Source organism: Pyxidicoccus fallax (assembly GCF_012933655.1).
Lineage (GTDB): Bacteria > Myxococcota > Myxococcia > Myxococcales > Myxococcaceae > Myxococcus > Myxococcus fallax.
In genome coordinates this window covers 45,294-55,408 of the sequence record NZ_JABBJJ010000039.1, presented here as the reverse complement: position 1 = coordinate 55,408, position 10,115 = coordinate 45,294, and the positions used below count along the sequence as shown (strand labels likewise).

The window sequence follows — 10,115 nt, the reverse complement described above, 5'->3', positions numbered from 1 at the left end:
CCTCCAGCCCCAGCCCGCCCGAGTTCGGCACCCGGCCCGTGGCGTACAGCACCGCGTCCGCCTCAATCGTGTCGCCCCCGCGCGTCAGCAGGCTCACCCCGTCCCCGCGCTTCTCGATGTCGCGGATGAAGGTGTCCGTCTGCAGCTCGATGCCCTTCTTGCGCATCTCCCCCGTGAGGAAGGCGCGCACGTCATCGTCGAAGCCGCCCAGCACCGTGGGGCCGCGGATGATGACCGTCACCTTGGAGCCGAACCCGTGGAAGATGCACGCCAGCTCCACGCCGATGTACCCGCCGCCGACAATCGCCAGCCGCTTGGGCACCTGGGGAAAGGCCAGCGCGTCATCCGAGGTGAGGGCGTGCTCGATGCCCGCCACGTCCGCGGGCAGGTACGGCCGCGAGCCGGTGGCCACCAGGATGCGCTCCGCCGTGTAGTGCTTGCCGTTCACCTCCACCGTGTGCGCGTCCACCAGCCGCCCGCGCCCCTCCACCGCCGTCACCCCCGAGTCGCGCAAGAGGCGCGCGTACACGCCGCGCAGCCGGTCCAGCTCCTGGTCCTTCGCCTCGCGCAGCCGCGCCCAGTCGAAGGTGGGCTCCTGCACCGTCCACCCGTAGCCGGCCGCGTCCTGGAACTCCTCGTGGAAGTGCGAGCCGTACACCAGCAGCTTCTTGGGCACGCAGCCCCGGTGCACGCAGGTGCCGCCCAAATCGCGGTCCTCGCACAGCCCCACCCGCGCCCCGTAGGAGCCCGCCCGGCGGCTCGCCGCCACGCCCCCGGAGCCACCGCCAATCGTGAACAGGTCGAAGTCGTAACGGGCCATGGTCCTCTCTCCTCCCGGGGCGCGAAGCGCGCGTCGTCCCGGCAGAGATAGTCCCTGGCGGGCCCGCGCCGCACCGGAAGTGTCCAGCCCCGGAGCCCGGATTCGCTCCAGCGGACAGTCCGGCTCAGCTCCGTGCCAGGGAGAGGATGCTGTCGCGCAGGCGCCCCAGCAGGCTCCGCGCTCCGTCCAGCTCCGCCCGGCAGCGCTCCAGCCGCTCCGCCATGCCGTCCAGGTTGCCCGTGTCGGCGCGCAGCTCGATATCGCGGCACTGCATTTCCAGCGCCGTGGCCCCGAACCAGGCCGCGTTGGACTTGAGCGTGTGGGCGGCCCGGCCCAGGTCGTCCACCTTCCCCCGGGCCAGCGCGGAGAAGGCATCGTCGAGCAGCGCCGGCATGCTGTGCATGGCGGTCTCGATGAGCTCCGGGAGAATCTGCCCCGACTGCGCCCCCAGCTCCCTCCACAGGCGGGAGAGCGCGGCCGGCTCCAGGCCGGGGATGCGCGCCACCTCCGGCAGGTCGTCCGAGTCCAGGGGGGACGGCGGCGGCACCGGCGCGGGGCCCGGAGGCGGGGCCTTCACGACGTCGGCGCGGCGGGGCTGACAGCGCAGCAGCGAGGAGGACAGCGCCTCCACGCGGATGGGCTTGCCCAGGAAGTCGTCCATGCCCACCGCGAAGCACTGCTCGCGGTCCGAGTCCATGGCGTTGGCCGTCATGGCGATGATCCACGGCTGCGCGTGGGGCGGCAGCTCCGCGCGGATGCGGCGGGTGGCCTCCAGCCCGTCCATCTCCGGCATCTGCAGGTCCATCAGCACGACGTCGAAGCGCTGCTGGGACGCCAGGCGCACCGCCTCGCGCCCGTTGCTGGCCACCTGCGGGCGGTAGCCGAGCCGCTCCAGCACCAGCAGCGCCAGCTTCTGGTTGGTGGGGTTGTCCTCCACCAGGAGGATGTCCAGGGGCAGCCGGTCTCCGGGCCGCTCGCCGGGGAAGGGCCCCGGGCGCGGCGGGAGGCGCTCCACGCGGGCGGCATGCGCCTGCCTCGCCACGTCGTGCGAGAAGCACGACATCAGGGCGTCATGGAGCTGCGAGGCCTTCACCGGGCGGGACAGCACCGCGGAGAACAGTCCCTCCGGGGTGACGCCGCGGCGGCCGGGCGAGGTGAGCAGCAGCAGCGGCAGCGTGCGCATGTCGCCCCACTGGCGGATGCGCGCCGCCAGCGCCGGCCCGTCCAGCCCCGGCATCTGGTGGTCGATGAGGGCCACGTCGAAGCGCGCCCCGGCCTGCAGCCGCGCCAGCGCATCCGGCCCCGACGCCGTCTCCACCGACTCGATGCCCCACTGCTGGAGCTGCCGCCCCAGCAGGCGCCGGTTGATGGCGTTGTCGTCCACGATGAGCACGCGCCGGCCCTGCAACAGGGGCTGCTCCGGGGGCACGTGGATGGCGGGCTGCTGCGCGGCGGCCTGCACGCTGAGCGAGAAACGGAAGGTGGTGCCGATGCCGCCCACGCTCTCGCGCTCCACCCAGATGCGGCCGCCCATGGCCTCCACGAGCCGCTTGCTGATGGCCAGCCCCAACCCCGTGCCTCCGAAGCGCCGGGACACGGACGCGTCGAGCTGGTTGAAGGGCTGGAACAGCCCCGCGCGCATGTCCTCCGGGATGCCCGGCCCGGTGTCCTGCACCGTGAAGGTCAGCTCCCAGGGCGCGCTCTCCGCGCCGCCCCGCATGCCGTCCACCGACACCACGGCGCCGCCGCGCTCGGTGAACTTGAGGGCGTTGCCCACCAGGTTGAGGAGCACCTGGCGCAGGCGCGACGCGTCGCCCACGAGAATCTGCGGCAGGTGCGGCGCGATGTCACACGCCAGGTCCAGCCCCTTCTCGCTGGCGCGCACAGCGAGCAGGTCCAGCACCGACTCCACGCACTGGCGCAGGTCGAAGGGGTGCCGCTCCGTCTCGAAGCGGCCGGCTTCGATCTTGGAGAAGTCCAGCACGTCGTTGAGCAGGGTGAGCAGCGCCTCGCTGCTCTGGCGGATGGTGGAGACGAAGTCGCGCTGCTCCTCCGTCAGGCCGGTGTCCAGCAGGAGCCCCGTCATGCCGATGATGGCGTTCATCGGCGTGCGGATTTCGTGGCTCATCGTGGCCAGGAAGAGGCTCTTGGCCTGGTTGGCGGCCTCGGCCGCCTGGCGGGCCCGCTGCAGGTCGGTGATGTCGTGGTAGATGGCGATGAAGCCGAGCTGCCGCCCGCCCACGGAGACCGGCAGCGCCAGCAGCTCCACGTCCACCACGCTGCCATTCTTGCGCACGCGCCGGGTGACGGAGTGGACGCGGCCCCGCGAGAGGACCTCCTTGCTGGCCTTCTCCGCCTCGGGGAGCACGGTGGGCTCGGTGGCCACGAGCTCGAAGATGTGCCGCCCGAGCGCCTCCTGCGGCGTGTACCCGAAGAGCCGCTCCGCCTCCGGGTTCCACGACAGCACGCGGAACTGGCGGGTGATGGTGACGATGGCCACGGGGCTGTTGCGCACCACCGCCTCGAAGAACTCCTTCTGCTGGCGGATGGAGGCTTCCACCTCCAGCGAGCCCGTCATGTCCTGGAGCTGCAGCACCCAGCCCCCGCTCGCCCCTTCCGTGCCGGGCAGGGTCAGCGTCAGCACGCGCAGGTAGTAGACCTGCCCGCCACCGGGCCGCTGGCCGGCGAGCTCCGTCTCGTGGGGCGTGTCGGAGGAGGCGCGCGGCTCGGGAGGACGCCAGCCGGCGAGCACGTGCGTCACGGGGTGGCCCCGCAGCTCCGCGCGCGGGCCGAAGAACCGCTCCGCGGCGCGGTTGACCTCCTGAATCCGCTGCGCGGGGTCGAGCACGAGCACGGCGTCACGCGCATGCTCGAACACGGCGGAATGTGCGCTGGACGCCAGGTCGGACACCCTTCCCCCTACAACCAGTGTAGGTCAGCTCGGCCCGGCGTCACCTCATGCGACGGACGGCGGGCAACGTGACTGCATCATGCCAGACACCTGCCCGGCGCAGGAGTGCGCGGCCCGGAGGAATGCCGAGGCCGCCCGCCGGAGGGTGATGCTCGGTTCAGGAGGGAGCAGGCTCGGAAGACCCGGGGCCGTCATCCCGCGTCCCGGGCGGGGTCCCCGGAACCCCGGTGGCCCATGCTTCCCCCAGAGGGTCCGACTCCATGAAGATGGGCCCGTCCAGGAGCCACCCCATGCGTTCCATCGCCCTCCTGTTGGGGCTCGCCGCCACGCTCGCGAGCGCCCAGCAGCCGGCCGCCGTTTCCTCTCCGCAGGAGTCGCTCCCGCCGCCGCCCCTGACGTCCTCGCCCTCGGCCCCGGACGAGCCCGAATGGGCCACGCCCTCCTCGTTCAACGCCCCCGCCGGGAACGCGTCGGAGCCGCGGGAGGCGCCGGCGCCCACGGCCCGCCCCGCCGAGCCCGGACTCCAGGAGGTGACGGCGCCCACGGCCCGCCCCGCCGAGCCCGGACTCCAGGAGGTCCCCACCCGCACGGCGGAGCCGGGGTTCCAGGAGCTGCCGGCGCCCACGCCCCGCCCGACGGAGCCGGGGCTCCAGGAGGTCCCTCCCCGCACGGCCGAGCCGAGCTTCCAGGTGCCGCCCCCCACGGCCCGCCCGACGGAGCCGGGGTTCCACGAGGCGCCCACGGTCCAAGGCTCCGAGCCGCGACAGTCACCACCACCCCTGAAGGTGGCCCCGGCGCCGAAGCGCCCGCGGCGCTACAGCCGCCTGTCCGCCGACTCCGGGGGCCCCACGCTCGTGCTCACCCAGGCGGTGGGCGGCATGGTGCTGGGAGGCATGCTCGGCGACACGTACGACGACCCGAACGGCCGGAGCGACAACGCCTACGCGGGCGCGATGCTGGGCGCGCTCACACTCGGCACGGCGAGCACCCTGTACCAGTACTTCGTCCCCGTGAAGCGCAACGAGTCGCTGCTCGCCGCGAGCGCCTCCACGCTGGGCCTCATGGCGGGGGTGAGCGCCGCCAACGGCTGGGATTTGGACAGCCGGCAGCGGGCCCTGCTGGCCCTCACCACCTCACAGGTGGGCGTCGCCAGTGTGCTGTTCCTCACCGCCGGCGGCGAGGACGTCAGCGCCGGAGACACCGGGCTGGTGGGCATGACGACCTTCTACGCCTTCGTCACCACCGGCCTCGTCGAGTACATCGGCTCACGCCAGTCCGGGGAGCGCTTCCGCTACACGCCGCTGCTCATCGCGCCCGCGGCGGGGATGCTCCTGGGTGGGGTGCTGGCCATTCCACTGGAGATTCCGCCCTCCTCCGTCCGGGACGCCACCCTGTTCCCCGCGGGCATGGGCCTGGCGGCGCTGCTCATCGGCTCGCGGCTGGACGTCAGCAACGTCACGGTGGCCAAGACGGTGCTGGGCACCGTGGCCGGCACCTTCGCCATCACCATCCTGCTCACCGCCCTGGCGCCCGAGGGCCCCACCCAGCAGGACGCGCGGGCGGACAGCGCCTTCCAGCCCGTTCCCGTGCCAGTGGTGATGCCCGCCGGCCGGCGCAACGACGCGCTCGCCGCCGGCCCCGGACTGCTCATGCGCTTCTAGCGGCTGGTCCACCACGCCTTGAACTCGCGCCAGGAAATCTTCCCGGTGCGGTCGGTATCCACCGTGTCGAGGGCAATCTCCAGCTCCTCGTCGGTGACGTTCTGCCCGAGCGCCTCCAGCAGCCGGGCGAACTCGGCGCGCTCGATGGAGCCGGTGCGGTTGCGGTCATAGCGCTGGAAGATGTCGAGCAGCTCGTTGCCGGAGCTGGTCAGCTCGTCCACCGCCGCGTGCTCGGGGGCGAGCGGCTGGATGCCGGCGGACGAGGTCTCCACCTGCTCCACGAACGGAGAGCCCGTGGCCGGCCGCGGGCCCACCTCCGGAGCCGCGGGCGCGGTCGGGGTCGGCGCCTCGGTCCGCGGGCGCGCCCCGGTGGGACGCCGGACGGCCCTCTTCGCGGGCTTCCGGGCACCGGCCTTCTTCGCGGGACCTGCCCGCTTCACCGCGGACTTCTTCGTGGCCGCCTTCCTCGCGGACGTCGGCCGGGCACCGGCCTTCTTCACCGCCGCCTTCTTCGCGGGGGCCTTCCTCGTGGCCGTCTTCTTCGCGGCGGGCTTCCGGGTGGCCGCCTTCTTCGTGGCGGGGGTGCGTCGGGATGACTTCTTCACAGCACTGCTCTTGCGTGACTTCGTCGCCATGATGAGCCCCTTCCCTGGGAAGCACGCATCGTAGCGCTGTCGTGGTGCGGGACAGCAGCCCCCTGTCACCCGAGGCCCTCGCGCGGCCCGCGGGCCTCTGGGTGACAGTCCGGTGCCGCCGCGGTGTTCGGGGGAACACGGGTCGTGGACGGAAGGACATCCGCGCCCCCGTGACAGGAGTGGAACTCGCGGGCTGACGCGTTTCAGGCACTCTGCGCCGCGCGCCCCTGGCACCTGGCCCGGTGCCGCTCCACATAACGGGAGGGAGGACGCGTGCGACACGACGAATGGAAGTGGCGGTCCCTCGGGCTGGCCCTGCTGCTGGGCCCGGGGCTGTCGCTCGCCGAGCCGGCGGGGAAGGCCGACACGGTGGGGAAGATTGCGCCGGCCCGGAGCGCGGACTCGGCCTTCTTCATCGCTCGCAGCACCAACCAGAACCAGGTCCACTACGGCGTCCGGGTGGACGAGCACTGCCAACCCCGGGGGCCTCAGCCCGTCCATGCGTACTGGCGGATGTTGGAGAAGGGGGACAAGGCCGTCGAACCGCTGCTCGGCCGGGAGGGCCCGGCCTACGGCCTGGTCGACAGCCAGCAGGTGGAGGCCACGGCGTCCGGCTGGACGGTGCACGTGCGGCTGCGGGCCTGGCCGGACCGGACCATCGACGTGGAGGTCTTCCGGGAGAACGGCCGGTGCGCGGCCCGGGCGTGGACGCGGATGGAGGGCCGAGCGGCGCAAATCGAGCGCATCTTCGTGAAGACGGCCTGGCCCACCGGCGTGGACTACGTGCTCCTCAACGGCACGGGCACCGACGGCCGGTCCGCCCGTGAGGTCATCCGCCGCTGAGCGCCCCGTTCCCGGGCCACCCGCCCGGGGGGAGCCTGCCTGGTCGCCCGGTCAGCAATGACCCAGGCATATAAAGGAAGCCCTGGCTGGCCTGGAACCCCTTCCTGCAAACTGCTAGCAGGCGGCTTGCAGGTCCTCCCGACGGCTTGCCACGGTATGGCGGTAGCAACAGGGGGTTGTGAGATGTTCACATGCCATCCGCGCGGCGAACAGGGCCGCTCGCGCATCACCGAGACTCCTTGCCCGGACCTCACTGGACTTCCGCGTCTGAATGAATGACTCACTAGAGACTCTCCTCGCCGACGGCATCATCGAGGCCGTCATCGGCCAGTTGAAGACCGGCAAGGAGGCGGAGGTGTGGCTGGTCCAGCACGCGGGCGAGGTGGTGGCGGCCAAGCTGTACAAGGAGCGCCACGAGCGCAACTTCCGCAACAACGCGGGCTACCGCGAGGGGCGCGAGGTGCGCAACTCCCGCACCCGTCGCGCCATCGAGAAGGGCAGCCGCTTCGGGCAGAACGCGGCCGAGGACGCGTGGAAGAGCGCGGAGTCGGACTCGCTCTACAAGCTGCACGCCCAGGGTGTGCGCGTGCCCACACCGGTGATGTTCTACGAGGGCATCCTGCTGATGGAGCTGGTGCTGGACCCGGAAGGCCACCCCGCCCCGCGGCTGGTGGAGGCCCCGCCCGCCACGCCCGATGAAGCGCACGCGCTCTACCTGGACCTGCGCGCCCAGGTGGTGAACATGCTCTGCGCCGACCTCATCCACGGCGACCTGTCGCCGTACAACATCCTGATGAGCTGGCAGGGCGCCACCATCATCGACTTCCCGCAGACGGTGGCGGCGGCGCGCAACAACCGCGCGGAGTTCTACTTCCGGCGCGACCTGGACAACGTCCGCAACTTCCTGGCGGGCATCGACCCGCGGCTGTTCGACCTGGAGGGGGACACGGGCGAAATCTGGAATGCCTATGTGCGCCGGGAGCTGACGCCGGACTTCACGCCCCGGGGCAACTTCCGCGAGGCGCCCCGCCGCGGCGGGAATGCGGGCCGTGGCTCCAAGGGTCCGCGCGCGGGTGGAAACGAGTTCCGCCGGGACTTCCGCGCGGAGCCGGCTCCGGTGGCGGAGCCCGTCGTGCCGGCGCCCCAGACGTCGATGACGCCCGAGGAGGCCGCCGAGGCCGAGCTGCGGGAGCTGGAGGCCCTGGTGCTGAAGCAGGGTGGCGGCGAGCGCGGCAAGCCCGCGGCGACGCCTCCCCCGCGTGGGGGCCGCAACCGCTTCGGTGGGAAGCCCGGTGGCAACCGTCCTCCTTCGGGTGGCGGTGGCGGGCCGCGTCCGCCCGGTGGCGAGCAGCGCGGCGCCAATGGCACCCGTCCGGCGCAGAACGGGCAGCAGCCCGGGGCGCGCCCTTCCAATGGCGGCCCTCGCCGCCCCTTCGAGCCGCGCGCCGGAGGCAACGGGCGCGGAGGGAACGCGGGTGCGCCGCCTCCGGGTGCGCAGGTCGCGGGCGGTGGGCGTCCGGGGCGGAGCGAGCAGCGCGGTGGGAACTCCGGCGCTCCTGGCCAGCACGAGCCGCGGGGTGGGAACCCTGACGCCTCCGCGCAGGGCGCGGGCGGTGGGCGTCCCGGCGGGAACGAGCAGCGCCCTGGAGGCAACGGCCGTCCTCCGCGGAACGAGCGGTTCGGCGGCAACGGGCGTCCGCCCCGGGGTGAGCCGCGAGGTGGAGCCCCGGGGCTCACCTCCGCGAGCGAGCCGCGCGATGGCAACGGGCGTCCGCCCCGAGGTGAGCAGCGAGGCGGTGGCCCGAGGTTCGACTCCGCGAGTGAGCCGCGCGATGGCAGCGGGGCGCCTCCCCGGGGTGAGCCGCGCGGCAACGGACATCCTCCGAGGAATGACGGGCGCGGTGGCCCCCCTCCTCGCGGCGAGCGGCGGGGAGGCCCCGGGCGCTCCCAGCCCGTGGTGGAGATGCGTCCCGCGACGGGGGGTGCTCCGTCCGGTCCGCCGGGGCCGAACAACCTCCGGGAGCCCCGTCAGGGAGGCCCTGGCGGCGGCCCTGGAAACCGGCAGCCCCGGCAGGGGCCGAACCGGGGTGGCCCCCGGCCTCCGCGTCAGGCGGGTCCGCAGGTCTCCTACGTCGCCCGTCCGGCCTCGTCGTCCGACCCGGGCCCGCACGAAACGGGCTCCTGAGCGGGTGGAGCCCCTCGCGGGAGGGGCTCACCCCACCCGGATGACCACCTTGCCGAAGTGCGCCCCGCTCTTGAGGTACTCGAAGGCGGCGCGCGCCTCGGCGAAGGGGAACACGCGGTCCACCACGGGGTGCACCCCGTGCAGCGTCAGCGCGCGGTTGAGCGCCTCGAAGCCCTGGCGGTGGCCCACGAGGATGCCCTGCACCCGCAGGTTCTGCATCAGCACGGGCGTGAGCGGCACCGTCCCCGCCCCACCGCTGAGCACCCCGATGACGGACACCGTGCCGCCGATGCGCACCGCGCGCAGCGACTTCTCGAACGTCCCCGCCCCGCCCACCTCCACCACGTGGTCCACGCCCACGCCGCCCGTCAGCGCGCGCGCCGCCTTGTCCCAGTCCGGCGTCGTCACGTAGTTGATGAGCTCGTGCGCGCCCAGCGCCCGCGCCTTCTCCAGCTTGTCGTCCCTGCTCGACGTCAGGATGACGCGCGCTCCCAGCATCCTCGCAATCTGCAGGCCGAAGATGGAGACCCCACCCGTGCCCTGCACCAGCACGGTGTCCCCCGCCTTCACCCCGCCATACGTCACCAGCGCGCTCCACGCGGTGAGCGCCGCGCACGGCAGCGTCGCGGCCTCCTCGTCGGACAGGTACGCGGGCGTCGCGATGACGCCGTCCTCGTGGAGCACCATCGTGTCCGCGAGCGCCCCATCCAGCGGCCCCCCCAGCGTGCTCGTCTGCGCCGCGCGCGAAGGCTCTCCGCCCATCCACGCCTGGGAGAACAACCCCATCACCCGGTCGCCCGGCTTCACGCGCGTGACGCCCGGCCCCACCGCGTCCACCACGCCCGCCCCGTCCGAGTTCGGAATCAACGGCAGCTTCTGCCGCGGGTTGTAGCGCCCCTCCACCATCATCAGGTCGCGCTGGTTGAGGCTCGTGGCCTTCACCCGCACCCGCACCTGGAAGGGGCCGGGCGTGGGGTCCGGCCGCTCACACGACACCAGCTTGTCCAACCCGAATCCGTCGCGAATCTCGTAGGCCTTCATGGCCGCCGTTCTACCGCGC

Annotated in this window: 8 protein-coding genes; 4 read left to right on the top strand and 4 right to left on the bottom strand. The window is 72.9% G+C overall.

Annotation, left to right across the window (positions count from 1 at the left end; all coding sequences use genetic code 11):
* Window positions 1–820, bottom strand: an 820-nt coding sequence (locus HG543_RS11385; RefSeq protein ID WP_169344743.1) for an FAD-dependent oxidoreductase, incomplete at its 3' end; no start/stop codon positions are given.
* A 124-nt stretch (window positions 821–944) separates the two neighbouring features.
* Complete coding sequence (locus tag HG543_RS11380; protein ID WP_169344742.1) at window positions 945–3,731, bottom strand: response regulator; 2,787 nt, start codon at window positions 3,729–3,731, stop codon at window positions 945–947.
* Between the two features lie 290 nt (window positions 3,732–4,021).
* On the opposite strand from HG543_RS11380, the gene HG543_RS11375 reads away from it, so the two are divergent.
* On the top strand, window positions 4,022–5,392 hold the full coding sequence (locus tag HG543_RS11375; protein ID WP_169344741.1) for a hypothetical protein: 1,371 nt from the start codon (window positions 4,022–4,024) through the stop codon (window positions 5,390–5,392).
* Here the strand turns inward: HG543_RS11375 and HG543_RS55195 are convergent.
* On the bottom strand, window positions 5,389–5,664 hold the full coding sequence (locus HG543_RS55195) for an EF-hand domain-containing protein (protein WP_343073325.1): 276 nt from the start codon (window positions 5,662–5,664) through the stop codon (window positions 5,389–5,391). The genes HG543_RS11375 and HG543_RS55195 overlap by 4 nt on opposite strands.
* Between HG543_RS55195 and HG543_RS55190 the strand changes: the two genes are divergently transcribed.
* The 3 genes from HG543_RS55190 to HG543_RS11360 all read left to right on the top strand — a co-directional run bounded on the left by HG543_RS55190 (window position 5,642) and on the right by HG543_RS11360 (window position 9,055).
* Entirely contained in the window at window positions 5,642–6,061 is a 420-nt protein-coding gene (locus HG543_RS55190) for a hypothetical protein (RefSeq protein ID WP_246356924.1), read from the top strand. The genes HG543_RS55195 and HG543_RS55190 overlap by 23 nt on opposite strands.
* Before the next feature lie 239 nt (window positions 6,062–6,300).
* A complete protein-coding gene (locus HG543_RS11365; RefSeq protein ID WP_169344739.1) occupies window positions 6,301–6,870 on the top strand; it encodes a DUF4833 domain-containing protein in 570 nt (189 codons plus the stop codon).
* A 271-nt stretch (window positions 6,871–7,141) separates the two neighbouring features.
* A complete protein-coding gene (locus tag HG543_RS11360; RefSeq protein WP_169344738.1) occupies window positions 7,142–9,055 on the top strand; it encodes an RIO1 family regulatory kinase/ATPase domain-containing protein in 1,914 nt (637 codons plus the stop codon).
* A 27-nt stretch (window positions 9,056–9,082) separates the two neighbouring features.
* Here HG543_RS11360 and HG543_RS11355 read toward each other — a convergent pair whose 3' ends face one another.
* Window positions 9,083–10,096, bottom strand: a complete 1,014-nt coding sequence (locus tag HG543_RS11355) for a zinc-dependent alcohol dehydrogenase family protein (RefSeq protein ID WP_169344737.1) — start codon at window positions 10,094–10,096, stop codon at window positions 9,083–9,085.
* Window positions 10,097–10,115 lie beyond the last annotated feature (19 nt).

What these genes read in the sequence shown, in the direction of transcription:
- HG543_RS11375 (WP_169344741.1), top strand. Translation starts at nt 4,022, where the DNA reads ATGCGTTCCATCGCCCTCCTGTTGGGGCTCGCCGCCACGCTCGCGAGC.
- HG543_RS55190 (WP_246356924.1), top strand. Translation starts at nt 5,642, where the DNA reads ATGCCGGCGGACGAGGTCTCCACCTGCTCCACGAACGGAGAGCCCGTG.
- HG543_RS11360 (WP_169344738.1), top strand. Translation starts at nt 7,142, where the DNA reads ATGAATGACTCACTAGAGACTCTCCTCGCCGACGGCATCATCGAGGCC.
- HG543_RS11355 (WP_169344737.1), bottom strand. Translation starts at nt 10,096, where the DNA reads ATGAAGGCCTACGAGATTCGCGACGGATTCGGGTTGGACAAGCTGGTG.